Consider the following 26,714-nt stretch of genomic DNA (forward strand, 5'->3'; position numbering starts at 1 on the left):
GTGAAATCTGTGCTGGGTTCACTCAGTGTGATCACCGCTTGGAACGTACCGTTCCCGATTGTTGTCAGCGCACCAATTGAGGCCGTCGGCTGCGTCGTGTCTGCCAAAGTCCGAGTGTTGATAATCTGGGTATTCGTGACACCCGACAGCGCGATTTCATAAAGGTAAAGCGGCCCTCCGACGGTTTCGCGCGCGGTGAACATGACCCCAAGATAGCCATCAGCGGCGTAAGTGGAATCGGCTCCATTCTGGCTGAGTATCGTCGCGCCAATATATCCAAGATTGGCCAATCCTGCTGGCGTAATAGCAGGTTGAGTCAAAACACCATTGTTGAAATAGAACGATCCTCCCGGGCCTTCACCCGAGCCGCCCAACGACATGAACGCTGTCGCAGTACTTTGGAGATTGGAAAAGAAAATCTGCCCGCCGTTAGGTGTTGCGACTGTCTGGGACGGAAACGAAGGGTTGCCAAACGCCAGACCCTCTTTGACGCTTCCCATCAAAAGCGCGGAAACCAAAAGACCCAGGCACAACAGCCTCGTAATTGCGGACCAAACCATATTACCTCCTACAGCACCGCGTGGGTGCCAAACACCAGAGTGCCCGGGGTTAAAATCGCATCCCAAGCAGCGTCATCCTTGCCCCATCTTCGCAGAGACATCCCCAGAACCGGCGGCAAATCGCCGGTTAATGAGAAGTTAATTCAATTGGAAGACGCTGTATAGAACGCGGCAGGAATCAACTGGGGCGTGCGGGACACGTCGTGTTGTTAGAACAACCGGGTTTTGACCAAGGCTAACTCTCAAACAGCTTGAAACACCCAGTATTTACAGTGTCGTCGCGCGGAGAAAGGAACCTGAGGCAGGTTACGCTAGAAACTCGTCTGCAAAGACAGAAGGGACATAATCGCTGAAAGTTCAGCAATTTTGCAACAGTGTGGCTCCACTTGCCGCACTGACCACCATTTGGAAACTTTCGGGCACAAGTTGAACAGGGCGATATCGCTTGTGGTCGATTCTTTGGCCGGGCTCCGGCGGGTCCAAAAGGATCGCTTGCGAGGGCGAGCATACGGTGAAAAAACCGGAGGCTATGCCAGGGCAGGAACAACAATCCATCTGCGCCCGGCAAAACAGCAATTGGATCCGAAAGCCATTTCGGAGCGGCACTACAATCAATGGTGGACCGACGGGTTTTCCCGGCAGCTTGATTGATCGAAATTGTAAACCGGGGCATGTGGCCCCGGTTCGAAATCAACCGACAGTGCGACCCTCGGTGTCAGACATATCGAAGTTCAGGTATTTTGCGACGGTCTGAACATCCTTGTCACCGCGTCCACACATATTCATGCAGATCAGGTGGTCCTTGGGCAACTCTGGCGCGATCTTCATGACATGCGCCAGAGCGTGGCTGGGTTCCAGTGCCGGAATGATACCCTCGGTGGCACAGCACAGCTGGAATGCCTCAAGCGCTTCCTTGTCGGTAATCGAGACGTAAGTCGCGCGACCGACCTCATGCAACCAGGAATGTTCGGGCCCGATACCCGGATAGTCCAGACCGGCCGAAATCGAATAGCCTTCCAGAATCTGCCCGTCATCATCCTGCAACAGATAGGTCCGGTTGCCATGCAGAACGCCCGGGCGACCGCCTGTCAGCGAGGCGCAATGCTCCATCTTTTCGTTTACACCTTTACCGCCGGCCTCAACACCGATGATGTTGACGGCCTTGTCATCAAGGAAAGGATAGAACAGACCCATCGCGTTCGAGCCGCCACCGATAGCTGCAATGATCGTATCCGGCAGACGGCCTTCGGCCTTCATCATCTGCTCTTTGGCTTCCTTGCCGATGATCGACTGGAAATCACGCACCATCGCCGGGTATGGGTGCGGACCGGCCACTGTGCCGATGCAGTAGAACGTATCGCGCACATTGGTCACCCAGTCACGCAGCGCGTCATTCATCGCGTCCTTCAGCGTACCGCGACCCGAAGTGACCGGGATCACTTCGGCCCCAAGCAAGCGCATACGAAACACGTTCGGCGCCTGACGTTGCACGTCGTGGGCACCCATATAAACGATGCATTTCAAACCAAATTTCGCACAGACCGTGGCTGTGGCCACACCGTGCTGCCCTGCCCCGGTCTCGGCAATGATCCGGGTCTTGCCCATGCGGCGCGCCAGAATGATCTGGCCCAGCACGTTGTTGATCTTGTGTGCGCCGGTGTGGTTCAGCTCATCGCGTTTCAGATAGATCTTCGCCCCGCCCAGATGCTCGGTCAGGCGTTCCGCGAAATACAGAGGTGAGGGGCGGCCCACATAGTTAGCCCACAGATCATCCATCTCGGCCCAGAAGGTCGGATCATCCTTGGCTTTGTTGTATTCCTCTTCCAGTGACAGGATCAGCGGCATCAGCGTTTCGCTGACAAAACGCCCGCCGAATATGCCAAAGCGCCCTTGCTCATCAGGGCCGGACATGAAGGAATTGAAAAGATCGTTGGCCATGGGTGTCTCCCTCGTCGTACCTGACTGTCATAGGTGGTCGTCGCGGGATTTGCCATGGCAAAACGCACCATGTCGCCCCCTGGCAGCGGCAAACAAAATCAGCGTGTCGCGTCGATAAATGCCTGTATCAGTCCAGCGTCCTTTACGCCCGGCGCGCTTTCAACACCCGACGCCACATCGACTTGCCGAGCACCCGTCATGCGGATCGCCTCAGCGACATTGTCTGGGTTCAGACCGCCGGACAACATCCACGGCCTGCGCCAGTATTTGCGACCTGCCAGCAGCCGCCAGTCAAAAGGAAGACCGTTGCCGCCGGGAAGTTCCGAATTCTTCGGCGGCTTTGCATCGATCAGAAGCTGGTCTGCAACTTCGGAATACAGATCAATCGCAGCCAGGTCCTCGGCCTCGGCAACACCGATCGCCTTGATGACGGGCAGGCCATAGCGCTGCTTGATCTCTGCCACACGCTCGGGAATCTCTCCACCGTGAAGCTGCAACATATCCAACGGAACACCCGCGACAATCTCATCAAGCTGCGCGTCCGAGAAATTCACGGCCAGAGCGACCTTGGCGACGCCGATTGGTACTTCGGCGGCCAACGCCGCGGCTTTCGGTATCGGCGCGTAACGGAGCGATTTGGGAAAGAAGTTGAACCCGACATAGCGCGCGCCAGCTTCAACCGCAGCGCGCACATGTTCTGGGGCGGTCAAACCGCAGATCTTGACGGACACAACGGTCGACATAAGCCTCAGCTGGCCTCGTCGAGCAGGGCCAGAATATCATCCTTACCCTCGTTCTGCTTTTTCTTGAGCTTCTTGACCTCACGTTCAAGCTTGCGGACCTCGCCCTTTTTCACGGTCGCATCGCGGCGGTGTTTATGTTCCCGCAGCCATTCCCACATGAAACCGATGATCAAACCGGCGACAACGCCACCGAGAACGACCAGAAAAAGCGGTAAAGAGGTACTGACGTTAAAGCCCAGAAGCTCGGCCAGAGCATCGGGCATCAGTTTCAGTTCTACAGACTGAACATTTGCCAGGGAAACGGAAATCAGAACGATCCCGAGAGTCCCAAGAAAAGCATATCGAAGGTAACGCATCATGAGGTCAGGCTTTACCGTTCAAACGATCCCTGAGCAACTTACCAGTTTTGAAAAATGGTACACATTTTTCTTCGACCTGAACGGTTTCACCGGTACGGGGGTTGCGCCCAACGCGGGCATCCCGCTTTTTCACCGAAAAGGCACCAAAGCCGCGCAGCTCGACCCGGTCGCCGCGCGCCATGGCATCGGTGACTTCTTCGAACACGGTGTTCACAATCCGCTCGACATCACGCTGATAGAGATGCGGGTTTTCGTCAGCGATTTTCTGAATCAGTTCTGAACGGATCATTCGTGATACCCTCCCAGGCAGCCGGTGTGACAGGTCTACTGTTTTGACAGTATAGGAAAAAACCCAGAACGGGGGAACGGATACTCTGCGTGTTGAGGCTTTATTTTGCCATATTCTCACGCGAAATTTTGCCCGACAGGCCGATTTACACACTTCAAGCGCGAACATTATCGAGTTTAAGCAGCGTGTTTGGAACACGTTGATTCGCAACAAAAACGGCCCCGCACTTCCATGCGAGGCCGTAAATCATACTTGGGATGCGCCCCGGGCTTAGTCGCCCGACTTCAGCGCTGCACCCAGAATGTCGCCCAGCGACGCGCCCGAGTCGGAAGAACCGTACTGTTCCACGGCTTCTTTCTCTTCTGCGATCTCGCGTGCCTTGATCGAAAGACCCAGACGGCGGGTCTTGCTGTCGACATTGGTTACGCGGACATCAACCTTGTCACCGACCGAGAAACGCTCGGGGCGCTGTTCGGAACGGTCACGCGACAGGTCGGAACGACGGATGAACGACTTCATGCCTTCGTACTCGACCTCGATGCCGCCATCTTCGATTGCGGTCACTTCGACAGTGATGACCGAGCCACGCTTCACGCCACCAACGGCTTCTGCAAACTTGTCACCACCCAGAGCTTTGATCGACAACGAGATACGCTCTTTCTCGACATCCACTTCCGAGACAACGGCCGAAACCATGTCGCCTTTGCGGTAGTTCTGGATCGCATCCTCGCCACGCTCGTCCCAGGACAGGTCCGACAGGTGAACCATGCCGTCGATGTCGCCCTCGAGGCCAATGAACAGACCAAATTCGGTGATGTTCTTGACTTCGCCTTCGACTTCGGTGCCCTCGGGGTGTGTTTCTGCAAACACTTCCCATGGGTTGCGCTGTGTCTGTTTCAGGCCCAGAGACACGCGGCGCTTGGCGCCGTCGATTTCCAGAACCATGACGTCGACTTCCTGGCTGGTCGAAACGATCTTGCCGGGGTGGACGTTTTTCTTGGTCCAGGACATCTCGGACACGTGCACCAGACCTTCGACACCGGCTTCCAGCTCGACGAATGCGCCGTAGTCGGTGATGTTGGTGACGCGACCCTGATGAACCGAGCCCAGCGGGTATTTGGCAGCAACCAGATCCCACGGATCTTCCTGAAGCTGCTTCATGCCCAGGCTGATGCGGTGGGTGTCTTTGTTGATCTTGATGACCTGAACCTTGATGGTTTCGCCGATCGTCAGGATCTCGGACGGGTGGTTCACACGACGCCATGCCATGTCGGTGACGTGCAGCAGGCCGTCAACGCCGCCCAGGTCAACAAATGCACCGTATTCGGTGATGTTCTTGACAACACCCTCGACGGTCTGACCTTCGGACAGGTTGCCGATGACTTCGGCACGCTGTTCGGCACGCGATTCTTCTAGGATGGCGCGGCGCGACACAACGATGTTGCCACGGCGGCGGTCCATTTTCAGAATCTGGAACGGCTGCTTCAGACCCATCAGTGGGCCAGCGTCGCGTACGGGGCGCACGTCAACCTGCGAGCCGGGCAGGAACGCAACTGCGCCACCCAGATCGACGGTGAAGCCACCTTTGACGCGGCCAAAGATTGCACCTTCGACTCGCTGGTCGTCGGCATATGCTTTTTCCAGACGGTCCCATGCCTCTTCACGGCGGGCCATCTCGCGCGAGATGACGGCTTCGCCACGGGCGTTTTCTGCGGCGCGCAGGTAAACTTCGACCTCGTCGCCGACAGCGATTTCAGGGGCTTCGCCGGGATTTGCGAATTCTTTCAGATCAACGCGGCCTTCCATTTTGTAGCCTACGTCGATGATGGCTTGGCCGGCTTCGATCGCCAGAACCTTGCCTTTGACAACAGAACCCTCTTCGGGTGTGTCCATTTCGAAGCTTTCATTCAGGAGGGCTTCGAATTCCTCCATGGATGCGTTAGCCATGTGGCGTTCATTTCCTTTACAGTACGTTTTTGCTGGCCGAGCGGTTGTCTCCGCCGGTCTTGTTTCATGATGCCGTCTGGCGTGACCCGGTGCGCCGCTGAGCAAACAAACACAAAGGGCCGAGGTAACCCGGCCCTGCTCAGAAACGTCATCCGGACGTTGACCGCCCTTGTATCGACAGCGCGCGTATAGGCTGAATCTTGAACCGGTGCAAGTGCAAAGCCTATGGTGCGCGGCAGCGCGCGCAGGAACTCTTGCCTAACGCTGATCCCCCGAGCGTCATAGCAACCTGAACAATAGCGGGTTCTGACTGAAATGGCTTGCACGGTTCGCGTCAGGTCTTCTTTAGGCGGTTTCTCGGTATTGGGACGCGGGACCGCATGGTTGTGTCTTCGAGTGCAGCGCAAGGGTGAAGTGTCTTGAAACACCGCGCGGGACCCGGCACTCAGCTGCCTGCGTCACGAGATGTATCGTAGAGAATTGGAGTGAGAACAGCAATCCATTCGACCGTTTGTACGATCTGCAACATCTGGCGATGTATCTGAGATTAAACGTTCGGCATTCTTTCCCTAATTTTGCCTTGTCGGTCGACAAAGCGGTCGACCCGAAACCAGAACCAAAGGGAAAATATCATGAAATCTCTCATCTTTACCGCCATGGCAACTGCAATTGCCCTGTCCACCCCAGCCTTTGCTGCTGACGAAATCAACGTGTCCAACGGCATTTCAGCCGCCGGTGCGCCGCTGGCCGCCCATGGGGTTGATCTGGTTGCACTGGTCAATGATGGCAACCCGGTCGAAGGCTTCGCCACTCACTCGTCAACTTATGACGGAGCCTCCTACTATTTCACGTCCGCCGCGAACCGAGAAGCGTTCGAAGCAAACCCTGCTGCATACCTGCCGCAGCACGGTGGCTTCTGTTCGTTCGGTGTATCGGTCGGCAAGAAATTTGACGGTGACCCGGATCAATACCTTGTCGCAGACGGAAAACTGTTTCTTTTCCTGAATGCAGAAACCCGGGCAGCCTTCTTGAAGGATGTTGGCGCCACCGCAAAAACCGCGGATGACCAATGGGCGAATATCAAAAGCGTCGCCGTGGGCGAGCTGTAAGACCTGACCCGTTTGCCCGCGGCGTTAGCGCGTCGCGGGCAGTTTCGCGTTGATCACCTCAACGGCTTTGGCCAACGCCGCCTCGATACTCAGATCGGTGGTGTCCAACTGCACGGCATCTTCAGCGGGTTTCATCGGAGCTGTGCTACGCTCAGCATCCCGCGCGTCGCGTTCTCTGACATCAGCCAGAACCTGTTCACGGGTTACGTCAGCGCCTTTTGCACTAAGCTCCAGAAAACGACGCTCGGCGCGCACTTCTGCACTGGCTGTAACAAACAGCTTCACTTCGGCATCCGGACAAATCACCGTGCCAATATCACGACCGTCCAGAACGGCCCCACCTGCCCTGCGGGAAAACGCGCGCTGAAAATCGACCAAGGCTGCGCGAACCTCTGGAAGAACCGCCACTTTGGAAGCTGCCTGTGCAATCTCGGCGGTGCGCAGATCCCCTTGTTCAAGTTCTTCCGCTGTCAGGGCCTGCGCGGCTTCTAGCGCGTCAACCCCTTCCAGGGTTCGCCTTCCGACAGCGCGATACAGCAAACCCGTGTCCAGATGGGCAAAGCCGAAATGCGTCGCCACAGCCTTGGATATTGTGCCCTTGCCCGCAGCCGCTGGTCCGTCAATGGCAACCGTGAAACTCACGTGCGCTCTACCTTTGCACCCAATGACGCCATCAAAGGTTCAAATATCGGGAACGACGTCGCGATCGGGCCGCCATCATCCACACTCACGGGGCTCTGTGCCCCCATACCCATCACCATGAACGACATGGCAATGCGGTGATCCAGAAAGCTTTCGCAGGTGCCGCCGCCCGGAACGTTGCCGATGCCCAGCCCTTCAACCGACCACCAATCGTCACCCTCGTTGACCGTGACGCCGTTGGCTCGCAGACCGCGCGCCATGGCATCGATGCGGTCGCTTTCCTTCACCCGGAGTTCCTTTACTCCGCCCATCATCGTGGTGCCCGTGGCGTTTGCAGCAACCACGGACAAAACGGGATATTCGTCGATCATCGAGGCCGCGCGTTCTGGCGGCACGTTAATGCCCTTCATGTTTGGCGAGTATTTCGCGCGCAGATCGGCAACCGGCTCGCCGCCCTCTTCGCGCTCGTTTTCATAGGTCAGATCAGCGCCCATCTCACGCAGGGTCGTAAAGAGGCCCGCGCGTGTAGGGTTCAAACCGATCCCCGGCACCAAAACATCGGATCCAGGTGTAATCAGTGCCGCGCAAACCGGAAAAGCCGCGCTGGACGGATCGCGTGGTACAGAGATGACCTGCGGCTTCAGCTCCGGACGACCGGTTAGCGTGATAACACGGCCTTCGTCGGTATCCTCGACCGTGATCTCGGCGCCAAATCCAGCCAGCATCCGTTCGGAATGGTCGCGCGTGGCCTCTTTCTCGATCACAACGGTCTTTCCGGGGGCATTCAGACCCGCCAGCAGAACGGCGGATTTCACCTGCGCCGACGGCACCGGAACTTCGTATCGCACAGGGGTAGGGTCCGCCGCGCCAACGATGGTCATCGGCAAGCGCCCGCCGGACCGTCCAACCGATTCTGCCCCAAACAGGGCCAGAGGATCAGTCACCCGGGCCATGGGGCGTTTGTTCAGACTGGCATCACCAGTAAAGGTCGCAGTGATCGGAGAGGTCGCCATCGCCCCCATGATCAAGCGCACGCCGGTTCCCGAGTTGCCACAGTCGATCACTTGGCCCGGTTCGGCGAAGCCACCGACACCCACGCCGTGCACTGTCCATTCCCCGTTTCCGTGATCTGTGACCTCGGCGCCGAAGGCACGCATCGCCTTGGCGGTATCCAGAACGTCTTCGCCCTCGAGCAAACCCGAAATCCGGGTCTCACCCACGGCCATCGCGCCAAGGATCAGCGACCGGTGCGAAATCGACTTGTCGCCGGGCACCTCTGCCGTGCCGGTCAGCGGGCCGCAGGGATGCGAGGTCATCGGGATGGGCGTGCCGTGTCCGGACATGAGGGCTCCTTTTGCGCTATCAGTGCTCAAGCCGATTAGCGAATTGACGCCCGTTGGTCCAGCGGCAATCAGCCTTTGCGTCGGAAGGTCAGGTAGTGAGGTGTCCGACCCTCGCGCAGCGCCTTCTGTTCGTATCGCGTGGAGATCCAGTCGTCCCACGGTTCACGCCAGTCAGAAGGACGATCCGCCAGCCATTCAAACCCGGCGCGCGGAACCTCTTCCAATGTCTGACGCACGTAATCGGGAATGTCAGTTGCTACCCGGAAGATCGCCCCGGGTTGCAGCACCTTTGCCAGTGGCTCAAGATGTTCCGGCGTCACAAAACGGCGGCGATGATGCCGCGTTTTGGGCCAGGGATCGGGGTATAGTAGGAACGCGCGCGAAATGCAGGCCTCTGGCAGCACGTCGAACAGGTCGCGCGCATCTCCGGGGTGCACGGCAAGGTTTTCAACACCTGCCTGACGGATTTTGCCCAGCAGCATGGCAACACCGTTGATGTATGGCTCGGCCCCGATGATGCCAATGTCAGGATTGTTTTGCGCTTGGTGCACCAGATGCTCACCACCGCCAAAGCCGACTTCCAACCAGACCGGTTTACCGCCGTACAGGCCATCCAGGTCCAGCGGCTTGCGTTCAGGGTTGGTGTCCCAGTCCACAGCGCCGGGTGACAAGGCGGCCAGATCTTCGTTCAGATAGGTCTTTTGACTGGGCTTCAGGGTCTTGCCCTTGAAACGGCCATAAAAGTTTCTGCGCGGGCGTTGTGGGGTCTCGGTGCTCATGGCGGTGGCCATACTGCGCACCGGAGTACGTTGCAAGAGCGTGCACTGCCCCAAAGAAAAAGCGCGCCCGTGAAGGCGCGCTTTGGGTTTTTCAGATCAAACCGCGGATTTCAGCGCGTCGACCAGATCAGTTCGTTCCCAGCTAAAACCACCATCTGCATCCGGTTCGCGGCCAAAGTGACCGTAAGCCGCTGTACGCTGGTAGATCGGCTTGTTCAGCTGAAGGTGCTGACGAATGCCACGCGGCGTCAGATCCATGATCTGACCAACTGCTTTTTCGATCGCCGCATCTGCAATCTGACCCGTGCCATGCGTGTCTGCGTAAATCGAAAGCGGCTTCGACACGCCAATGGCATAGCTCAACTGAATAGTACAGCGCTCGGCCATACCTGCGGCTACGACGTTTTTCGCCAGGTAGCGAGCGGCATAGGCCGCCGAACGGTCAACCTTGGTCGGGTCTTTGCCCGAGAAAGCACCGCCACCATGCGGGGCTGCGCCCCCATAGGTATCCACGATGATCTTACGACCGGTCAAACCCGCGTCGCCATCCGGCCCGCCAATAACGAATTTGCCGGTCGGGTTGACGTGCCATTCGGTTTCGGCCGACAGCCAGCCTTCGGGCAGAGTTTCACGGATATAGGGTTCAACGATGGCGCGGATATCATCCGACGTCAGTGCCTCGTCCAGATGCTGCGTCGACAGAACAATCGAGCTGACGCCGACCGGTTTGCCGTCTTGATAAACGACAGACAACTGAGATTTCGCATCCGGCCCCAGTGCAGGCTCGGTGCCGTTCTTGCGCACTTCGGCCAGACGCCGCAGGATTGCGTGCGAATACTGGATCGGTGCAGGCATAAGCGCAGGCGTTTCTGTTGTGGCAAAGCCAAACATGATGCCCTGGTCGCCAGCGCCTTCGTCCTTGTTGTCTGCGGCATCCACACCCTGCGCGATATGGGCGGATTGTTCGTGCAGAAGGTTCGTCACCTCGACGGTTTCGTGGTGGAACTTATCCTGCTCATATCCGATGTCTTTCACGCACTCGCGCGCAATTTCGTCGATGCGGCCCATGTAGTCGTGCAGTTTGTCCTTGTCCGACAGACCAACTTCGCCACCGATAACGATGCGGTTGGTCGTGGCAAAGGTTTCGCAGGCCACGCGCGCCTCAGGCTCTTCGTTCAGAAATGCATCAAGGACAGCATCCGAGATACGGTCACAGACCTTATCCGGGTGCCCTTCAGAAACGGATTCCGAAGTAAAAGTATAGTTCTGTCGGGACATAAATGTGCTCCATTAAGGTTTCTCCGCCACGCCAGGAAGCCGTTGTGGCAGACCACAGACGCATACGCCTGACCAAAGTTGGGGTCAATCTCTAATTGCCCGGTCGCCGCGGATACCAAACAGCGCCATTGCCAAAATAAACAGTAGGACAACAACGACCGGACTGTCCCCGATACGAGCATAAGTCGTGCGACGGTGCGGTTGCGGCAGCACGGCGTCCACATATCCCGCCTCACCCAGAGCCAATGACGCAGTCACCCGACCCAATGGGTCAATCATGGCCGATACACCAGTATTGGCCGAACGGATCATCGGCAAGCCCTGCTCAATTGCCCTCATCCGGGCTTGCACCAGGTGTTGAAACGGTCCCGACCGCGCACCAAACCAGGCGTCATTTGTGATCTGCAATAAGAAGTCAGCCCGGCCCGGCGCACCATTCACATCTTGCGGGAAAATGGCTTCGTAGCAAATCAGGGGCAATGCGATTCCAAGCTTGCCGAGGTCCAACAGGGCGGGGCCCGGCCCCGCGCTGAACCCATGCCCGGTTGTGGCCGCCAGTCCACTGACCCCGAAACGCCCCATCAGATCACCCAAGGGGACGTATTCACCGAAAGGCGCCAAGTGGTGTTTGTCATACAACCCTGCCTGACGCCCGGTTTCATCCAGATAGACCAGCGAGTTCAAGATCCTCGGGCCTTCTGCGCGCTGAATCCCCAATATCACCGGCACACCCTGCGCGGCATCCGCAACAGTCGACAGAAACGGTTGCGCGCTACCCAACCACGCTGGAACTGCGGTCTCGGGCCAGACAATCAGGTCGGGTCTGGGAAAAGCTGCGGTATATTCAACCTGACGCGCGAAAAACAAAGGCGCATATGCCGGATCCCATTTTTGGTGCTGAGGGGCATTCGGCTGGACCACGCGAACCAGATGCGAACTACCCTGAACGACGGGTCGCATCGACCCATAAGTAATCGCCATCACCGCCATCGCAACAGTAAAACCCAGGGTCCGCGCCAAACCGTTCAAGGGTTTATCCTGCACCAATGCCGCGCCAATTGGTAACGTTGCGGCAAAGGTCAGCACGTTCAACCCATACGGCCCAACCAGAGACAGCACCTGAGCCACCGGTGTATCCACCCAGATCTGCGCGGCGCCAGCCCATGGAAAGCCAGTCAGCACGTATCCACGCGCCACCTCGGCCAGGGACAAGACTGCAACCAGTAATATGCCCTGACGAATGGGCGTCGCACCAATTCTGCGCGACAGGCCAAAGGCGGCAGCCCAGAACAAGGCCAGCCCGCCCGCCAAGAACACCAACGCAAACGGGGCCATCCAGGCATGGCGTTCAGCATCCACCTGGAACGGTTCAATGATCCAGCCGAGGGCATGGGCAAAATAGCCGGTCGCGAAGGCCCAGCCGACCCAGGCCGCCCGGCCTCGGGTTTCGCTGGTAAGGAAGATCGGCACAATCAGGACCAGAGCCAAAACGGTTGCGCCCCAATACAGATGAGGCGCCTGACCAAAAGCGCCTACCCCGCCAAGGGCGGCGGCGGCCAGTAATCTCAACGATAATGGCCATCCCCGTACTGGGGTCATGCAGCAACGCCCGGCAGCATGACGCGCAGCCGTTTGATACGGCGTGGATCGGCTTCGATCACTTCGAATTCTGGGCCCTCTGGGTGAATGACAACCTCACCCCGCGCTGGAACGCGGCCGGAGAGCATAAAGACAAGCCCGCCCAGAGTATCGATTTCCTCTTCGTCGACGTCTTCATGACTGGTCAGAGACCGACCAATCTCGGCCTCGAAGTCTTCGAGCGGCACGCGCGCCTGTACCACATAGCATCCGGGCTTTTCCTGCACCCAAAGCTGGTCTTCATCCGCATCGTGCTCGTCAGCGATTTCGCCAACGACCTGCTCGATTAGGTCTTCGATCGTAAGCAGACCATCAACGCCGCCATATTCATCAATCACCAATGCCATGTGACGCCGCTCGGTTTGCATCTTGGTCAACAAGACGCCGATCGGCATGGATGGCGGCACGAACAAAAGCGTCCGAAGCATAGAGGTCAGATCAAACTCTTTACCCCCACCGTTGAAACCGTGGGTCAGGGCAAAATCCTTGAGATGAACAAAGCCAAGCGGTGTATCCAAGGTTCCCTCATAGACCGGAATCCTCGACATACCACTGCTCCGGAAAACATCCGCCAGTTCATCTTTTGTGATCGTTGAAGGAACCGAGACGATTTCAGCGGTAGGGATGGCAACGTCCTCAACGCGCATCCGACGCAGGTTAATCATCCCGCGTGGCTGCGCCACAGCCGCGTTTTGTCCGTTCACCGACTGGTCCGGTTGAGTATCTTCGCTCGAAAACACATCAAGGATTCGAGAAAACAGACCGGTTTTCTCTTCCGTTTCAGTACTGCTGTCCTGAGGTTGCGCGCTTTGCGCCGCCCTAGAACTGCCTTCTATATCGCCCATTACCTTGTTCCAACTGATCGGGTCTTGAACCCACATTATACCTTATATGGGTCATCAATACCCAATTTGCCAAGTATCTTGACCTCAATCCCTTCCATCAAGGTGGCATCGGGGTCACGAATGTGATCATAACCCAGCAAATGCAACGTTCCGTGAACCAGCAAATGGGTCACGTGATCATTCATTGCTTTGTTGGCTTCGGACGCCTCGCGGACGCAGGTGTCATAGGAAATCGCAATATCACCCAGAACAATCTCACCGGTAAAATCAGGCTCTGGCAGGCGTGGTGTTTGCCCTGGCTCGTCCGGAGCCAGGTCTTCCGCAGGCCAGCTCAGCACATTGGTGGGCGTCGGTTTGCCGCGAAATTCTGCGTTCAGTTCTGAAATCCGCGCGTCGTTGCACGCCAAAATACTGACTTCGCACTGTTCCAGCGCCAGTCCGCAATGGGCCAGAACGGCGTCAATCGACTTTTGTGACAAGACCTCCAGGTCTTGCCACCTTTCGTCTTCGAAAATGAGATCCAGGGTCATCATCCCGCGCAACAGCCTCGTTAACGGGCTATGTGCTCACGTGGTTTCACGGCCCGCATCGGCCTCATACGCCTCGATGATCGCGGCGACAAGCGGGTGACGCACCACGTCTTTTGAGGTGAAGTAGTTGAAACTGATATTCGGGATCGTTTTCAACAACCTCTCAGCATCCGTTAGGCCCGATTGAACGCCACGCGGCAAATCGACCTGTGACCGGTCGCCGGTGATGACCATGCGGCTTCCTTCCCCCAGACGGGTCAGAAACATCTTCATCTGCATCGTGGTGGCGTTTTGCGCTTCATCCAGAACCACAAATGCGTTGGCCAGCGTACGACCGCGCATAAAGGCCAGCGGAGCGATTTCGATTCGTTTCTCTTCGATCAGTTTGGCCAACTGTTTTCCGGGCAGAAAATCGTTCAGCGCGTCATAAAGCGGTTGCATGTAAGGGTCGACCTTGTCCTTCATGTCACCCGGCAAATAACCCAGTTTTTCGCCCGCCTCGACCGCCGGACGGCTCAGGATGATTCGATCCACATGTCCGCCGATGAACATCGAAACCCCGACCGCCACTGCCAGATAGGTCTTACCCGTCCCCGCGGGACCAATTCCAAAGGCCAGCTCATTGTTGAACAGTGACTGGACATAGGCTTTCTGGGCGTCGGTGCGCGGTTCAACCAGCTTCTTGCGGGTCTTGATCTCGACCGAACCGCCCTTGAACATTTCAAGCTGGTCGCCATCCCGGCTTCCGGTTCCCTGTTCCGAAACACCCATCCTCAACTCGCGATCGACGTCTGCGGCCTCAACCTCGCGCCCACCTTCAAGCCTTGTATACAGCGATTGAAGCACTTCAACCGCCTGTTTCTGAGCATCTTCATCGCCCATAACAACCAACTGATTGCCGCGACGTACAATCTGGACCGAAAGCTTGGTTTCGATCTCGGCCAGATTGCGGTCATATTCACCGCACAGGTCAATCAGCAATCGGTTGTCGGGAAATTCTACGAACGCCTCGTGTTGGGGCATTTCATCTTGCGGTGGGGTCAGGGCACCGATGGCCAATCCGCTCTCCTGTCTTGGCTGTTCACCCCGAGCGTAGACAACAAATCTTGGTAGGCGCAAGCCACAGTTTCAAAAATAAATGCTGAGATGTCATAACAGCCGATTTAATGGTGATCGGTTGCCGATTGGATGTACTTCAGAAGGTGTAATTCAGCCCGATTCTCAAGCCGCTGTATTTTGGTGTGGACTTTGTGGAAAAACCAGAACTGAACTGGACGTCCTTTGATTGGAACTGGACATATTCATATTCGCCTGTGATCGACCAATTGCCCGACAACTTATGCTCGGCCCCTATGCTTGCCGAATAGCCGTTCCGCCGATCTGACACCGAGAAATTCTGAACCGAAGTGGCCGATGCAATACTGTTGGTTGTTTCCACATCGCCCCACAGATATCCGACACTGAAGAAATACAGAATTCGTCCGCTGCGGTTTGTCAGACCATTGCGAAATCGGACTGCCAGAACATCCGATATCTCTGTTCCGCCTTGCACATTGACGCCGCCGATCCGCCTGCTGACAGTGTCGTCCAGGGATCCGAATTCATACCCGACTTCAAAGCCATAGACGTAGTCGCGCCCACCTGAAGCTGGTAAGACACCACGCCAGCCGCCCCGGAGACCCCCGAATGTTCCGGATAAATCCTGATCACCGATATCAAACTGTCCGCCGGGTGTTGTCAGGCCAAACCGATCGTCCCCGCCAGAGCCATAACCGCCGGTAAGTCCCAGGTAAAAAGCGCGGACATCGCTGCTGAATCTTTTCGGGCTGACCACTTCCGGATCGCTTATGTCACCTTTCAAATCACCGGCAATGGATGCGCCGGCAATCAGTGTAACAGCGGCAGTTAACGTCAGTGTTCTCAACCTGCTCAGGCTCCCAAAGCTCTTGATAGTCGACACTCGTACCTCCCTCATCCCGTTTTCCGGGACCGGCATATCGCCGATTTGTAGACGCAGATCCTTGCGCCCAAAAAACCATGGCTCCTCTCGGAGCATAGTTCTAAGCAATAAATCAAGGGTAAATTTTGGAAACAAACACCAACTATGGTGTCCGGGAGGTGTTTGCACCGATCTACAGCAACTCGCCCGCCAGAGAATTCGCCCCCGACGCAGTGATCCGGACCTCTCTCAAGTCACCCGTGGCGATCTCTGGTCCTTTTACGTGCACCGAATGCAGATATTCAGACTTTCCAACCATCTGCCCGGACAAGCGACCCGGTTTTTCAAAAAGAACGCGGACAGTGCGTCCGACCATACCGTCCTGAATCTCCCGCTGATGGCGCGTGATCAGGGCCTGAAGCCGCTGCAACCGTTCATCTGCCGCTGCCGGATCGACCTGAGCCCGTTCAGCCGCCGGGGTTCCCGGACGTGTGGAGTATTTGAAGGAATAGGCGTAGCCGTATTTGACCTCTTCGACCAAATCCATCGTGGCCTGAAAATCATCTTCGGTTTCTTCGGGGAAACCAACGATGAAGTCCCCCGACATCACGATATCAGGCCGCGCCGCACGAATGCGTTCGACCAGCCGTAGATAGCTTTCTGCCGTGTGGCTGCGGTTCATCCGCTTGAGGATACGGTCCGAACCCGACTGAACCGGCAGGTGCAGATAGGGCATCAGCTTGTCACAGGTGCCATGTGCCTCGATCAGATCGTCGGCCATGTCGTTCGGGTGCGAGGTGGTAAAGCGGATACGTTCCAGCCCGTCGACCTTGTTCAGTTCCCAGATCAAACCAGCAAGCGTCATGTCACCATTCGCACCGGCACCGTGATAGGCGTTGACATTTTGGCCCAGCAACGTGATCTCCCGCACCCCGCGCTCGACCAGATCATGGGCTTCGCGAATGATGCGATCCGCTGGGCGGCTGACTTCAGCACCGCGTGTATAAGGAACCACGCAGAAGGCGCAGAATTTATCGCAGCCCTCCTGAACAGTCAGAAACGCCGTCGGGCCACGCTTGGCCTTGGGGCGGTTTTTCAGTTTTTCGAACTTATCCTCTTCGGGGAAATCCGTGTCCAACGCCTTTTCACCCGCTCGGGTCTTTGCCTCCATCTCGGGCAGGCGGTGATAGCTTTGCGGGCCGACCACCAGATCGACCAGAGGCTGGCGGCGCATGATCTCTTCGCCTTCCGCCTGAGCGACACAGCCCGCCACGCCGATTTTCAGATCAGGCTTCTCGGCCTTCAGGCCCTTGAAGCGCCCAAGTTCGGAATACACTTTCTCTGCCGCTTTCTCACGGATGTGGCAGGTGTTCAGCAGAATCATATCCGCATCATCAGGTGTCTGGGTTTCAACATAGCCTTGCCCGCCCAGCGCCTCGGACATGCGTTCGCTGTCATAGACATTCATCTGACAGCCATAGGTCTTGATAAACAGCTTCTTCGGTTCGGACATAAGACGGGCCTTTGCATTCGCTGGACCGGCGTCGTCTATATGCTTCGAACGCCGCTTGCAATGCGGGCGCAATTACCCGAATTTGGCGGAACTTTCCAGCAAGACAAAATTGAAAAAAGCCGATGCAATACGATTCCCTAAACCATTTCCTGAAAGCCGGGCAGCCCGCAATGGCGCAAGGCCCCGTTGCTATGGTCTTTGCCGAGGACGAAATCGAGTTGGAAAGTACTCTGCATCACCATCTGAAGCTTGGGTTCAAATCCGTTATCGTCTTCATGCCTCAGGAGTTCCGACTGGAGCCCGCGTTGACCGACCGGGTGCATCGGGTCACCTTGAAATGCGTTCCCCGAACGGTGGTTTTCGATACCCTGAACAGAATAATTCAGGCCGCGCCCGGCATCTGGATGTACTACTGCTACAACGCCGAATACCTGTTCTTTCCGTTTTGCGAAACGCGCAGCATTGCTGAGATGCTGGCCTTTCACAGCGAAGAACGCCGCAACGCGATGCTGAGCTACGTCATCGACCTTTATGCCGAGGATCTGACCGCTTTTCCCAACGGTGTCGCCCCCGAACAGGCTTTGTTCGACAAAACGGGTTACTATGCCCAATCACGCCGCGACCCTGACGGCCAACCGCTGGACCGGCAGGTTGACCTGTCCGGTGGCTTGCGCTGGCGGTTCGAGGATCACATTCCCTATGAACGCCGTCGCATCGACCGCATCGCCCTGTTCAAGGCGCAAAAAGGCCTGATCCTGAAATCGGACCACACGTTCAATGAGCCGGAATACAATACCTATTCCTGCCCATGGCACCACAACATGACCGCAGCTATTTGTTCCTTCCGCGCCGCGAAGGCGCTCAAAACAAATGCCGGGTCGACTTTTGACATTTCAAATTTCAGCTGGCGCAACTCTGTGCCATTTGAATGGCACTCGCGGCAGCTGCTGGATCTGGGCCTGATCGAATCAGGCCAGTGGTTCTGAAGCGTCTTAGCGCTGAAACAGGACCGGAAACCAGTCTTCGCGAAGACGCTGCCCAGGTGTCATGCCATGGCCGGGAAAAGGTGGAGAGGTTCTGCCTGGACGCTCTACATACCGTGCGTCATCGCCGACCAGCCGGAGAGAAAAGGCGCGGCGACGGCTATCCGAGTGGTTACCCCGCGCACCGTGAAGGGTGCGATAATTGAAGGCAACGGCGTCACCGGGGTCCATTTCGAATTCAACGACTTTCATGCCCTCGGCATCCGGGTCCGGCACGGGGATGTACTGCCCTTCATCGGGGAAAAAACCTTCCTCGGAAACCCAGCGGGTTGGCAGCACCTCTTTCTCCCACCGGTGAGAGCCTGCGACACAGCGCAACGTCGCCTGCCTGACCGGATCCAGCGGAGACCAGAAGCTGATGGTTTGCTGACCTTCAACGAAGTAATATGGGCCATCCTGATGCCAGGGCGTGGCCATGGATGTCCCGGGTTCTTTTACCAATACGTGGTCGTGAAACACCTGCACGCTTTTCGACTGCATCAGGTCCGCTGCGACCTCGGCCGCGGGCGAGTTTTCGATCGCCTCGCGGAACTGTGGAATGCGGGTCCAGTTGCAGTAATCGTCAAAGAACAGACCCGTTTGACCCTCTTTCTTGTTTTCTGATGCATACGGGCCAGGCTCTGCCATATTCGCGGCCACACCCTTCCGCAGTTGATCCACATAGTCTGCAAACAGCCCTTTGATCAGAACGACGCCATCATCCTGATACGTTGTGATCATCTCTTGGGTAACAAGCGGGTGAGGCATCCGGGTCTCCATTCGTTTTTCAATCTTTTGCGTAGAAGGAGTGTTCTGTTCAAATCATATCTTTCGAAGTTATAATTAATTTCATGTTATACATTTCACTGCGTCAGTACGAATATGTTTGCGCGGTCGGGCGCCACGGCAGCCTGTCAGCAGCCGCACAATACCTGAATGTTTCACAACCAGCACTGTCCACGGCCCTGACGCGTGTCGAAGCACATTTGGGATACCCGCTGTTTATCCGCCGCCGAGGTTCGGCCATGGCGCTGACACCTCAGGGGCGAAAATTCATCGATCAGGCCGAGACCCTGCTGAAAGACGCAGCCCAAATCGAGTCATCTGAAACTCCGTCGCCGGGCACGACACATCTAAGACTGGGGTGTTTTACGGACCTCGCGCCCTTCCTGCTGGCACCCGCCCTGCACCATTTGCGCGATGCTTTTCCAAACATCGCTATCACTTATTTTGCCGCCTCCTTCGAAGGGCTGTTGAACAGATTGATTGATGGCCAGATCGATGTTGCAATCACTTACGAGCTGACAATGGACGCGGGGTTTACACGAGCAAAACTGTTCGACAGTCGGCCAAAGGCCCTTATGCCCCCGGATCATCCGTTGGCGACAGCGGGCACAGTCTCGCTGGCTGACTTGGCCGCTCATCCGTTGATCCTGTCGACAGAAGGCTGGTCGGCACAACACATCCTCAGCCTCTTTCGGCGCAACGGTCTGCACCCGACTGTCGCGCATAGGGCGGCATCGATTGAGATTCAGCGCAGTCTTGCCGCCCATGGCGAAGGGATCGGGATCAGCTATACCAGCCCGCTCAACCCGGTCAGTTATGACAATAAACGTCTTGTCAGTGTTCCGATCAGCGATCAGGACGCAACTGAGTCCGTTGTTCTTGCGCGCCACGGAACAGGGCCAGCTGACGCGACCATTGATCAGGTTGAACGTTTGTTGTTGGCGAGTTTGAAAGGCGGTATTGGCGCTACTTTTTGCGCAGGCGAATGACAACGTCGACCGAGGCAATCTCGACCCCCTCGGGCGCTTCAGGCAGGCGTTGGATCACCAATTGGTCAGACGGCGCATCACTAAGGCGCGCCTCGTCTTCCCAATAAAAATGAGGGTGGTCATGCGTGTTCGTGTCGAAATAGCTTTTTGACCCGTCCACAGTAATTTCCTGCAGAACACCAGCGTCGCAAAACGCGCGCAGGGTATTGTATACCGTCGCCAGTGACACAGCGTCACCATTCTCCTTGGCCGATTCAAACAGGCTCTCGGCGGTGACGTGACGATGGCGGCCATCGCCCACCAGAAGCTCGGCCAACGCCACACGCTGACGCGTCGGACGCAGGCCGGCGTTCACCAGCCAACCCGTTGCTATTTCGTCGCTCTGCGGTGTCATTGATCCAATACCCATAGTCACTTCCATTATATATAGGAGCGCATGGTTGGCAATTTCAAATGAAATTCATTCGCAAAGAACGCGGCATACACAACATGATGTAGCCGCTGCTCTTGCAGGACCTTGCAAACGGGTGCTAGACGAGGCCAGATATAACGAACGGACCCACGGCAGGAGAGGCGGCAAGAATGGCCCAGTTCCCAAGCAGTTTTGACAAAGACGATCTGCTGAAATGCGCCCGCGGCGAATTATTTGGCCCCGGCAATGCACAATTGCCCGCCCCGCCAATGCTGATGATGGACCGGATTACCGACATCTCGGAAGACGGTGGCCTGCACGGTAAGGGCCATGTGCTGGCCGAGTTCGATATCACCCCTGACCTTTGGTTCTTTGACTGCCATTTTCCCGGCAACCCAATTATGCCGGGCTGCCTGGGCCTTGACGGTCTATGGCAGCTGACCGGTTTCAACCTGGGTTGGCGTGGCTGGCAAGGGCGCGGCATGGCTGTCGGCGTGGGCGAAGTGAAACTGACCGGTATGGTTCGTCCCGACCGCAAGATGCTAACGTATAAAATCGATTTCAAAAAGGCGATTCAGACACGTCGCCTGACCATGGGTGTGGCAGATGGAATCGTCGAAGCCGATGGCGAGATGATCTATGATGTCAAAGATATGAAGGTCGTTCTGTCCGAGGCCTGAGCCTGACCGACCCGAAATAAGGAGTGCGCACATGCGTCGAGTAGTCGTCACCGGTCTGGGGGTAGTGTCTTCGATCGGGAATAATGCCCAAGAGGTTCTGGCCTCGCTCAAAGCAGGTAAATCCGGGATCGAAGCCAGCGAACAGATGGCGGAACATGGGTTTCGCAGTCAGATCGCGGGAACGCTCAAGATTGACGTGGCTGAACACGTGGACAAACGCACCCTGCGCTTCATGGGTCCGGGCGCGGCTTACGCTCATATCGCCATGTCTCAGGCCATTGCAGATTCTGGTCTGACCGAGGACCAGGTAGTCAACCCGCGCACAGGTTTGGTGGCTGGATCCGGCGGCCCGTCGACAAGCGCGATGCTGACGGCGCATCAGACCGTTCTGAAGACAGGCGCGACCAAGCGGATCGGTCCGTTCGCTGTGCCGAAATGCATGTGCTCGACAATCTCGGCAAACCTGGCGACCGCGTTCAAGATCAAGGGTATCAACTATTCGATCACCTCGGCCTGCTCGACTTCGCTGCATTGCATCGGCAACGCGGCCGAACAGATCATGCTGGGTAAACAGGACGTCATGTTTGCTGGCGGCGGCGAAGAACTGGACTGGACGCTTTCGTGCCTGTTCGATGCGATGGGCGCGATGTCGTCGAAATACAATGACACGCCCGACAAAGCCTCGCGCGCGTTTGACGAAAACCGTGACGGGTTTGTGATTTCCGGTGGCGGCGGCATCCTCGTTCTGGAAGAGCTGGAGCACGCGCTGGCCCGCGGCGCAAAGATTTATGCCGAAGTCACCGGCTATGCTGCTACCTCGGATGGCCACGACATGGTGGCCCCTTCGGGTGAAGGCGGTGAGCGCGCGATGCGGCTGGCGCTGGCCACATTGCCCGAAGGTCGCAAGGTCGGTTATATCAATGCACATGGGACCTCGACCCCTGTCGGTGACGTAGGCGAAGTAGAGGCTGTGCGCCGCATCTTCGGTGAAGGCAATGTGCCACCGATTTCTTCGACCAAATCGATGACTGGCCACGCGCAAGGCGCGGCAGGAGCGCTTGAGGCGATCTTCTGCCTGCTCATGCTGGACAATGATTTCATTACACCGTCGATCAATGTCGACACACTCGCCCAAGGCATCTTGCCCGGTGAAATTGCAACTGAAGTGGTTGAAAACGCAGGACTGGACAGTGTCATGACCAACAGCTTCGGCTTTGGCGGCACCAACGGGTCCATGATTCTGTCTAAGTATAACGGGTGAAAGTGATGTCGGATCTTCTCAAAGGTAAGCGCGGCCTGATCATGGGCGTGGCCAATGACCGCTCAATCGCGTGGGGCATTGCCAAGGCCATGCACGAGGCAGGCGCAGAACTGGCCTTCACCTATCAGGGCGAGGCTTTCGGCAAACGGCTGGAACCTCTCGCTCAAAGCCTTGGCAGCGATTTTATGGTGGATGCCGATGTGACCGACGACGAGTCACTGGATCGTGCCTTTGGTGAGCTGGCCAAGCGTTGGCCCACCATCGACTTTGTCGTTCATGCCATTGCGTATTCGGATAAATCCGAGCTGACAGGCCGGTTTCTGAATACCACGCGGGCGAACTTCAAACACTCGATGGACGTGTCGGCCTATTCCTTTATCGAGGTGGCACGCCGCGCCTATCCGATGATGAAGGACAATGGGGGTTCGCTGCTGACGCTGACCTATCAGGGATCAAACCGGGTAGTACCGAACTACAACGTCATGGGTGTTGCCAAGGCGGCGCTGGAATCGGCGACCCGTTATCTGGCCAATGACCTTGGCCCGGATGGTATCCGCGTGAACGCAATCTCACCGGGGCCAATGAAAACCCTTGCCGGTGCGGCCATTGGCGGTGCGCGCAGGACATATAAGTTCTGCGATCAGAATGCGCCGATGCGTTCGAATGCCACTCTGGAAGCTGTTGGCGGGACCGCAGTTTACCTGACATCTGATGCGGGAGCCTGCACGTCTGGCGAAATCATCCGCGTTGATGGGGGTTTCCACGTTCTGGGCATGCCACAACCCGATTTCATGTGACCATATCTTTCCCTGCCGCCGCCAAGATTTCACCATCTTTGGGCGGCAGGACTTCGATATGAGCAAGCTAGATCAAATCATTGCAAACAACGCACGATCAGTGCAAAGCCGGAAGAAATCCAGTTTCCTCAGCCAGCGGGCCAGAGTGCTGCTGCTTGCGCTGACATCATTACTGCTGGTGTTTGTCTTTTTCACCCAGCCACAGGTACGTGCAGCTATTGAAGCTTTGATCGGCTGAAGTCCGGGCGGGCGTTCCAACCCGAACTATGTCTCAATTGATCGAGACGACTTCAATCTCAAACACCAGATCCTGACCGGCCAACGGATGATTCCCATCCAGGGTCACAGTTGCTTCGTTGGCGTCCACGACTGTTACAGGTACGGCCTGACCGTCTGGTGTCTGCATCTGCAGTTGAGTGCCCGGATCCAGCGGAATATCCTCGGGAATACCCTCACGGGGGATTTCCTGACGCATCGCAGGATTGATCGGGCCGTAGGCGTCGGTACAGGCAATCTCGACCCGTTTTTTGTCACCTGCGGACAAACCGGGCATGGCACTGTCCAGACCGGGAATGATCTGGCCCGATCCAACCACGAACTCCAACGGATCGCGCCCATCCGAGCTGTCAAAGACTTTGCCATCCAACAATGTCCCTGTGTAATGGATGCGAACCGTGTCGCCTTGCTTGATTTCGGTCATAGTGGTCTCCGGCCGTTTTTAGGGGTTAAGCGGCCAACCCTAGAGGTTGACACAAAGTTGTAAACCCTTGGCCCTTCCCCCCCCTTTCGCGTTGTGCCAACCTGCGCGCAATCAGAGGAGGGTCATATGGCAATCACGACATGCGTGTTCGACGCCTACGGAACGCTGTTTGACGTAGCGGCCGCCGCCCGGCAGGCAGCAGGCGAGCCGGGGTTCGAAGCCCTGAAAGACAAATGGCCCGAAGTCGCGGGGCATTGGCGCCTGAAGCAATTGCAATACACATGGCTGCGTGCTGTGGCAGATGCCCATGCGGACTTCTGGGATGTAACGCAGGACGGGTTGGACTGGGCGCTGGAAGCTGCCGGCCTTCAGGGCAACCCAGAACTGCGCCAACGCCTGCTGGATCTATATTGGGAGTTGCAGGCCTATCCCGAAGTTCCTGCGATGCTGAAAGCCCTCAAGGATGGCGGGATGCAGACTGCCATCCTGTCCAACGGATCACTACCCATGCTGGACGGCGCTGTTCAATCCGCCGGGATCGGCGATGTGCTTGATGACGTGCTGTCGGTCGAAAGCGTTGGGGTCTTCAAGCCCCATTCCCGTGTTTATGATCTGGTTCAGAACAGGTTTGACTGCGCCCGCGACGAAGTCTTGTTCGTCAGTTCAAACGGCTGGGATGCTGCAGGGGCCCGCGGTTATGGTTTTGTCACCGTCTGGGTCAACCGGATCGGGGAACCAATAGACCGGCTGCCGTGGACTCCAGCGCATGTGCTGTCTGACTTGACCACCATTCCCAAGCTGGCTGGTCTTTGATGTCAGACTTTACGACTTCGGACGGCAGGCGCATCTATTTCGAAGACCATGGATCGGGCACGCCGCTTTTGTGTCTGGCCGGATTGACCAGAAACGGCCGGGATTTTTCGTATTTCGCACCACATGCCACTGAATTGCGCATGATAACGATGGATTACAGGGGGCGCGGTCGCTCAGACTACGACCCCGATTTCATGAATTACAACGTCTTTCGTGAATCCCATGACGCGATTGAACTGCTGGATATTCTGGGCATCGAAAAAGCGGTCATTCTGGGCACCTCGCGGGGCGGGCTGATTGCCATGGCGTTGGCGGCAAGCCACCCCGAACGTTTGGCCGGTGTGATTCTGAACGATGTGGGGCCGGTCATCGAGACGTCAGGCATCGCCAAGATCATGGCCTACGTGGGCGCACAACCCGCCGCGAAAACCTATGACGAAGCTGCTGCTGCCCTGAAACATGTGATGGAGCCGCAATTCCCGAAAGTTCCGTTGGAGATTTGGCGCAAACAGGCCGAAATTCAATACGAACAACAGGGGGACGGGCTGGCGCTACGCTATGACCCGGCCCTGCGCAAGGCGCTTCTGGAACAGGCCGCGAGCGGTGCCATACCCGATTATTGGTTGTTTTTTGAAGCGCTGCGTAACATTCCCTGCGGCGCGATCAGGGGCGCGAACTCGGACGTTCTGAGCGCAGAAACACTGGCTGAGATGCACCGGCGGCATCCCGGTCTGATCTCGGCCGAAGTGCCGGATCGCGGGCATGTTCCGTTCTTGAATGAGCCTCAATCTCTGGATGTCATCAAAAAGGTATTGAAGAACGCTGCATGAGCACAATTGAAATGATCGAAGCCGCGGCCAAACGGCTTAAGGGACATGTCCGCGAGACACCAATTCTGTCGTCGCCATTTCTTGACGCGATCGCCGGGCGCCGGATTTGGGTCAAGCCGGAATGCCTGCAACATACCGGCAGTTTCAAGTTTCGGGGGGCTTGGTCTGCCATATCCGCGCTGGACGAAGACACACGCCAGCGCGGCGTGATTGCCTATTCCTCGGGCAACCACGCGCAGGGCGTTGCGATGGCGGCGTCGAAACACGGTATTGCTTCGGTCATTGTCATGCCGTCGGATGCGCCGCACCTGAAAATCGAAAACACCCGCGCGCTAGGGGGTGAGGTCATTCTTTACGATCGCGCAAACGAAAGCCGCGAAGAGATCGGGGAAACCATCGCCGCCGAACGCGGGCTGACCCTGATCCGGCCATATGACGAACCTCAGGTGATTGCCGGGCAAGGTACCACCGGCTTGGAGATTGCCAGACAGGCCGCGGAACTTGGGTTATCTCAGGCGGATGTTCTGGTCTGTTGCGGCGGTGGCGGCCTCACCTCTGGTATTGCACTGGCGCTTGAAAAACACGCCCCCGACCTAAGGGCACGCCCGTGCGAACCGGAAGGGTTCGATGACGTCAAACGATCACTGGCGACGGGACGGATTCAGAACAACAACGCGGCATCAGGCAATATTTGCGATGCTATCCTGACACCACAACCCGGCGATATCACCTTTCCCATCCTAAACCGACTTTGCGGGCCCGGTATTTCGGTCACCGAAGACGAGGCGCTGCGCGCCATGGCACTTGCTTTCCTGCGCCTCAAGATCGTGCTAGAGCCCGGCGGCGCAGTTGCATTGGCCTCGGCCCTGTTCCGGGGTGACGAGATCGAGGGCGACGACGTTATCGTGGTCACTTCGGGTGGTAATGTCGATCCGGATATTTTTTCCAGGGCGTTGGAATTCCTGACCTGAC

29 protein-coding genes and 1 riboswitch are annotated in these 26,714 nt (G+C 57.0%); of the genes, 10 read left to right on the forward strand and 19 right to left on the reverse strand.

The window, feature by feature from the left end:
• From AC2FND_RS03870 to rpsA, 6 genes are all read right to left on the reverse strand, one after another.
• Window positions 1-560, reverse strand: a 560-nt coding sequence (locus AC2FND_RS03870) for a hypothetical protein (RefSeq protein ID WP_496768022.1), incomplete at its 3' end; no start/stop codon positions are given.
• A gap of 690 nt (window positions 561-1,250) precedes the next feature.
• Window positions 1,251-2,498: a tryptophan synthase subunit beta gene (gene trpB, locus AC2FND_RS03875; protein WP_209505407.1), complete on the reverse strand. Its 1,248-nt coding sequence runs from the start codon at window positions 2,496-2,498 to the stop codon at window positions 1,251-1,253.
• A 98-nt stretch (window positions 2,499-2,596) separates the two neighbouring features.
• Window positions 2,597-3,241, reverse strand: coding sequence for a phosphoribosylanthranilate isomerase (locus AC2FND_RS03880; protein WP_496768023.1), 645 nt, complete (start codon window positions 3,239-3,241; stop codon window positions 2,597-2,599).
• A gap of 5 nt (window positions 3,242-3,246) precedes the next feature.
• A complete protein-coding gene (locus AC2FND_RS03885) occupies window positions 3,247-3,597 on the reverse strand; it encodes a lipopolysaccharide assembly protein LapA domain-containing protein (protein ID WP_209505811.1) in 351 nt (116 codons plus the stop codon).
• A 7-nt stretch (window positions 3,598-3,604) separates the two neighbouring features.
• Window positions 3,605-3,889: an integration host factor subunit beta gene (gene ihfB, locus AC2FND_RS03890; protein ID WP_050603110.1), complete on the reverse strand. Its 285-nt coding sequence runs from the start codon at window positions 3,887-3,889 to the stop codon at window positions 3,605-3,607.
• 270 nt (window positions 3,890-4,159) lie between these two features.
• A complete protein-coding gene (rpsA, locus tag AC2FND_RS03895; protein ID WP_209505405.1) occupies window positions 4,160-5,836 on the reverse strand; it encodes a 30S ribosomal protein S1 in 1,677 nt (558 codons plus the stop codon).
• Between the two features lie 632 nt (window positions 5,837-6,468).
• Here rpsA and AC2FND_RS03900 point away from each other — a divergent pair.
• Window positions 6,469-6,945 carry a YHS domain-containing (seleno)protein gene (locus AC2FND_RS03900; protein WP_209505404.1) on the forward strand — a complete coding sequence of 159 codons (477 nt, stop codon included), beginning with the start codon at window positions 6,469-6,471 and terminating at the stop codon, window positions 6,943-6,945.
• 24 nt (window positions 6,946-6,969) lie between these two features.
• Here the strand turns inward: AC2FND_RS03900 and cmk are convergent, their stop codons facing one another.
• The 10 genes from cmk to miaB form a co-directional block, all read right to left on the reverse strand.
• Window positions 6,970-7,587 carry a (d)CMP kinase gene (gene cmk / locus AC2FND_RS03905; RefSeq protein WP_496768026.1) on the reverse strand — a complete coding sequence of 206 codons (618 nt, stop codon included), beginning with the start codon at window positions 7,585-7,587 and terminating at the stop codon, window positions 6,970-6,972.
• Entirely contained in the window at window positions 7,584-8,930 is a 1,347-nt protein-coding gene (gene aroA / locus AC2FND_RS03910) for a 3-phosphoshikimate 1-carboxyvinyltransferase (protein ID WP_496768028.1), read from the reverse strand. The genes cmk and aroA overlap by 4 nt, the downstream gene beginning before the upstream one ends.
• Window positions 8,931-8,998: 68 nt before the next feature.
• A complete protein-coding gene (gene trmB, locus AC2FND_RS03915) occupies window positions 8,999-9,721 on the reverse strand; it encodes a tRNA (guanosine(46)-N7)-methyltransferase TrmB (RefSeq protein ID WP_496768030.1) in 723 nt (240 codons plus the stop codon).
• Window positions 9,722-9,805: 84 nt separating this feature from the next.
• Window positions 9,806-10,987: a methionine adenosyltransferase gene (metK, locus tag AC2FND_RS03920; protein WP_209598222.1), complete on the reverse strand. Its 1,182-nt coding sequence runs from the start codon at window positions 10,985-10,987 to the stop codon at window positions 9,806-9,808.
• Between the two features lie 5 nt (window positions 10,988-10,992).
• Window positions 10,993-11,041, reverse strand: a riboswitch (SAM-SAH riboswitch).
• Window positions 11,042-11,071: 30 nt separating this feature from the next.
• The gene (gene lnt / locus AC2FND_RS03925; protein ID WP_496768032.1) at window positions 11,072-12,586 is read right to left on the reverse strand and encodes an apolipoprotein N-acyltransferase; all 1,515 of its coding nucleotides are present in this window, start codon (window positions 12,584-12,586) and stop codon (window positions 11,072-11,074) included.
• On the reverse strand, window positions 12,583-13,470 hold the full coding sequence (locus AC2FND_RS03930) for a hemolysin family protein (protein WP_209505394.1): 888 nt from the start codon (window positions 13,468-13,470) through the stop codon (window positions 12,583-12,585). Before AC2FND_RS03930 ends, lnt begins: the two co-directional genes overlap by 4 nt.
• Window positions 13,471-13,505: 35 nt before the next feature.
• Window positions 13,506-14,000 carry an rRNA maturation RNase YbeY gene (gene ybeY / locus AC2FND_RS03935; RefSeq protein ID WP_496768109.1) on the reverse strand — a complete coding sequence of 165 codons (495 nt, stop codon included), beginning with the start codon at window positions 13,998-14,000 and terminating at the stop codon, window positions 13,506-13,508.
• 36 nt (window positions 14,001-14,036) lie between these two features.
• Entirely contained in the window at window positions 14,037-15,059 is a 1,023-nt protein-coding gene (locus AC2FND_RS03940) for a PhoH family protein (RefSeq protein ID WP_496768034.1), read from the reverse strand.
• A gap of 136 nt (window positions 15,060-15,195) precedes the next feature.
• The gene (locus tag AC2FND_RS03945; RefSeq protein WP_496768036.1) at window positions 15,196-16,128 is read right to left on the reverse strand and encodes an outer membrane protein; all 933 of its coding nucleotides are present in this window, start codon (window positions 16,126-16,128) and stop codon (window positions 15,196-15,198) included.
• Window positions 16,129-16,132: 4 nt separating this feature from the next.
• Window positions 16,133-17,452 (reverse strand): tRNA (N6-isopentenyl adenosine(37)-C2)-methylthiotransferase MiaB, encoded by a 1,320-nt coding sequence (miaB, locus tag AC2FND_RS03950; RefSeq protein ID WP_209505380.1) that lies wholly within the window; start codon window positions 17,450-17,452, stop codon window positions 16,133-16,135.
• Window positions 17,453-17,574: 122 nt separating this feature from the next.
• On the opposite strand from miaB, the gene AC2FND_RS03955 reads away from it, so the two are divergent.
• Window positions 17,575-18,438 (forward strand): glycosyltransferase family protein, encoded by an 864-nt coding sequence (locus AC2FND_RS03955; protein WP_496768038.1) that lies wholly within the window; start codon window positions 17,575-17,577, stop codon window positions 18,436-18,438.
• Between the two features lie 6 nt (window positions 18,439-18,444).
• On the opposite strand, the gene AC2FND_RS03960 is transcribed toward AC2FND_RS03955, so the two are convergent.
• Complete coding sequence (locus tag AC2FND_RS03960) at window positions 18,445-19,242, reverse strand: phytanoyl-CoA dioxygenase family protein (RefSeq protein ID WP_496768040.1); 798 nt, start codon at window positions 19,240-19,242, stop codon at window positions 18,445-18,447.
• Between the two features lie 83 nt (window positions 19,243-19,325).
• Here AC2FND_RS03960 and AC2FND_RS03965 point away from each other — a divergent pair, with 83 nt between their 5' ends.
• Window positions 19,326-20,249: a LysR family transcriptional regulator gene (locus tag AC2FND_RS03965; protein WP_480538626.1), complete on the forward strand. Its 924-nt coding sequence runs from the start codon at window positions 19,326-19,328 to the stop codon at window positions 20,247-20,249.
• Here AC2FND_RS03965 and irrA read toward each other — a convergent pair.
• A complete protein-coding gene (gene irrA / locus AC2FND_RS03970; RefSeq protein ID WP_496768111.1) occupies window positions 20,227-20,643 on the reverse strand; it encodes an iron response transcriptional regulator IrrA in 417 nt (138 codons plus the stop codon). The two genes, AC2FND_RS03965 and irrA, sit on opposite strands and share 23 nt — an antisense overlap.
• 188 nt (window positions 20,644-20,831) lie before the next feature.
• On the opposite strand from irrA, the gene fabA reads away from it, so the two are divergent.
• The 4 genes from fabA to AC2FND_RS03990 are packed head-to-tail and all read left to right on the forward strand — an operon-like array spanning window position 20,832 to window position 23,637.
• Window positions 20,832-21,341, forward strand: coding sequence for a bifunctional 3-hydroxydecanoyl-ACP dehydratase/trans-2-decenoyl-ACP isomerase (fabA, locus tag AC2FND_RS03975; protein ID WP_209505371.1), 510 nt, complete (start codon window positions 20,832-20,834; stop codon window positions 21,339-21,341).
• Window positions 21,342-21,372: 31 nt separating this feature from the next.
• Complete coding sequence (gene fabB / locus AC2FND_RS03980; RefSeq protein ID WP_480920333.1) at window positions 21,373-22,602, forward strand: beta-ketoacyl-ACP synthase I; 1,230 nt, start codon at window positions 21,373-21,375, stop codon at window positions 22,600-22,602.
• A 5-nt stretch (window positions 22,603-22,607) separates the two neighbouring features.
• Window positions 22,608-23,399 carry an enoyl-ACP reductase FabI gene (locus AC2FND_RS03985; RefSeq protein WP_209505367.1) on the forward strand — a complete coding sequence of 264 codons (792 nt, stop codon included), beginning with the start codon at window positions 22,608-22,610 and terminating at the stop codon, window positions 23,397-23,399.
• Window positions 23,400-23,457: 58 nt separating this feature from the next.
• Window positions 23,458-23,637, forward strand: coding sequence for a hypothetical protein (locus AC2FND_RS03990; RefSeq protein WP_496768042.1), 180 nt, complete (start codon window positions 23,458-23,460; stop codon window positions 23,635-23,637).
• Window positions 23,638-23,670: 33 nt separating this feature from the next.
• On the opposite strand, the gene AC2FND_RS03995 is transcribed toward AC2FND_RS03990, so the two are convergent.
• Window positions 23,671-24,099 carry an FKBP-type peptidyl-prolyl cis-trans isomerase gene (locus AC2FND_RS03995; RefSeq protein WP_209505363.1) on the reverse strand — a complete coding sequence of 143 codons (429 nt, stop codon included), beginning with the start codon at window positions 24,097-24,099 and terminating at the stop codon, window positions 23,671-23,673.
• 126 nt (window positions 24,100-24,225) lie between these two features.
• Between AC2FND_RS03995 and AC2FND_RS04000 the strand changes: the two genes are divergently transcribed.
• From AC2FND_RS04000 to AC2FND_RS04010, 3 genes are read left to right on the forward strand one after another with little or no spacing between them, the layout of a single operon-like run.
• A complete protein-coding gene (locus AC2FND_RS04000) occupies window positions 24,226-24,912 on the forward strand; it encodes a haloacid dehalogenase type II (RefSeq protein ID WP_496768043.1) in 687 nt (228 codons plus the stop codon).
• Window positions 24,912-25,742 (forward strand): alpha/beta fold hydrolase, encoded by an 831-nt coding sequence (locus tag AC2FND_RS04005; protein ID WP_496768044.1) that lies wholly within the window; start codon window positions 24,912-24,914, stop codon window positions 25,740-25,742. The genes AC2FND_RS04000 and AC2FND_RS04005 overlap by 1 nt, the downstream gene beginning before the upstream one ends.
• Window positions 25,739-26,713: a threonine ammonia-lyase gene (locus AC2FND_RS04010; protein ID WP_267366714.1), complete on the forward strand. Its 975-nt coding sequence runs from the start codon at window positions 25,739-25,741 to the stop codon at window positions 26,711-26,713. The genes AC2FND_RS04005 and AC2FND_RS04010 overlap by 4 nt, the downstream gene beginning before the upstream one ends.
• The last annotated feature ends 1 nt before the right edge of the window (window position 26,714 follow it).

The sequence above is a fragment of the Ruegeria sp. BHSB056 genome (assembly GCF_059613305.1).

Excerpts from the sequence above, each read along its gene's own strand:
- trpB (WP_209505407.1), bottom strand. The coding sequence starts at position 2,498 with ATGGCCAACGATCTTTTCAATTCCTTCATGTCCGGCCCTGATGAGCAA.
- AC2FND_RS03880 (WP_496768023.1), bottom strand. The coding sequence starts at position 3,241 with ATGTCGACCGTTGTGTCCGTCAAGATCTGCGGTTTGACCGCCCCAGAA.
- AC2FND_RS03885 (WP_209505811.1), bottom strand. The coding sequence starts at position 3,597 with ATGCGTTACCTTCGATATGCTTTTCTTGGGACTCTCGGGATCGTTCTG.
- ihfB (WP_050603110.1), bottom strand. The coding sequence starts at position 3,889 with ATGATCCGTTCAGAACTGATTCAGAAAATCGCTGACGAAAACCCGCAT.
- rpsA (WP_209505405.1), bottom strand. The coding sequence starts at position 5,836 with ATGGCTAACGCATCCATGGAGGAATTCGAAGCCCTCCTGAATGAAAGC.
- AC2FND_RS03900 (WP_209505404.1), top strand. The coding sequence starts at position 6,469 with ATGAAATCTCTCATCTTTACCGCCATGGCAACTGCAATTGCCCTGTCC.
- aroA (WP_496768028.1), bottom strand. The coding sequence starts at position 8,930 with ATGTCCGGACACGGCACGCCCATCCCGATGACCTCGCATCCCTGCGGC.
- trmB (WP_496768030.1), bottom strand. The coding sequence starts at position 9,721 with ATGGCCACCGCCATGAGCACCGAGACCCCACAACGCCCGCGCAGAAAC.
- metK (WP_209598222.1), bottom strand. The coding sequence starts at position 10,987 with ATGTCCCGACAGAACTATACTTTTACTTCGGAATCCGTTTCTGAAGGG.
- lnt (WP_496768032.1), bottom strand. The coding sequence starts at position 12,586 with ATGACCCCAGTACGGGGATGGCCATTATCGTTGAGATTACTGGCCGCC.
- AC2FND_RS03930 (WP_209505394.1), bottom strand. The coding sequence starts at position 13,470 with ATGGGCGATATAGAAGGCAGTTCTAGGGCGGCGCAAAGCGCGCAACCT.
- ybeY (WP_496768109.1), bottom strand. The coding sequence starts at position 14,000 with ATGACCCTGGATCTCATTTTCGAAGACGAAAGGTGGCAAGACCTGGAG.
- miaB (WP_209505380.1), bottom strand. The coding sequence starts at position 17,452 with ATGTCCGAACCGAAGAAGCTGTTTATCAAGACCTATGGCTGTCAGATG.
- AC2FND_RS03955 (WP_496768038.1), top strand. The coding sequence starts at position 17,575 with ATGCAATACGATTCCCTAAACCATTTCCTGAAAGCCGGGCAGCCCGCA.
- AC2FND_RS03960 (WP_496768040.1), bottom strand. The coding sequence starts at position 19,242 with ATGCCTCACCCGCTTGTTACCCAAGAGATGATCACAACGTATCAGGAT.
- AC2FND_RS03965 (WP_480538626.1), top strand. The coding sequence starts at position 19,326 with ATGTTATACATTTCACTGCGTCAGTACGAATATGTTTGCGCGGTCGGG.
- irrA (WP_496768111.1), bottom strand. The coding sequence starts at position 20,643 with ATGACACCGCAGAGCGACGAAATAGCAACGGGTTGGCTGGTGAACGCC.
- fabA (WP_209505371.1), top strand. The coding sequence starts at position 20,832 with ATGGCCCAGTTCCCAAGCAGTTTTGACAAAGACGATCTGCTGAAATGC.
- fabB (WP_480920333.1), top strand. The coding sequence starts at position 21,373 with ATGCGTCGAGTAGTCGTCACCGGTCTGGGGGTAGTGTCTTCGATCGGG.
- AC2FND_RS03985 (WP_209505367.1), top strand. The coding sequence starts at position 22,608 with ATGTCGGATCTTCTCAAAGGTAAGCGCGGCCTGATCATGGGCGTGGCC.
- AC2FND_RS03990 (WP_496768042.1), top strand. The coding sequence starts at position 23,458 with ATGAGCAAGCTAGATCAAATCATTGCAAACAACGCACGATCAGTGCAA.
- AC2FND_RS03995 (WP_209505363.1), bottom strand. The coding sequence starts at position 24,099 with ATGACCGAAATCAAGCAAGGCGACACGGTTCGCATCCATTACACAGGG.
- AC2FND_RS04000 (WP_496768043.1), top strand. The coding sequence starts at position 24,226 with ATGGCAATCACGACATGCGTGTTCGACGCCTACGGAACGCTGTTTGAC.
- AC2FND_RS04005 (WP_496768044.1), top strand. The coding sequence starts at position 24,912 with ATGTCAGACTTTACGACTTCGGACGGCAGGCGCATCTATTTCGAAGAC.
- AC2FND_RS04010 (WP_267366714.1), top strand. The coding sequence starts at position 25,739 with ATGAGCACAATTGAAATGATCGAAGCCGCGGCCAAACGGCTTAAGGGA.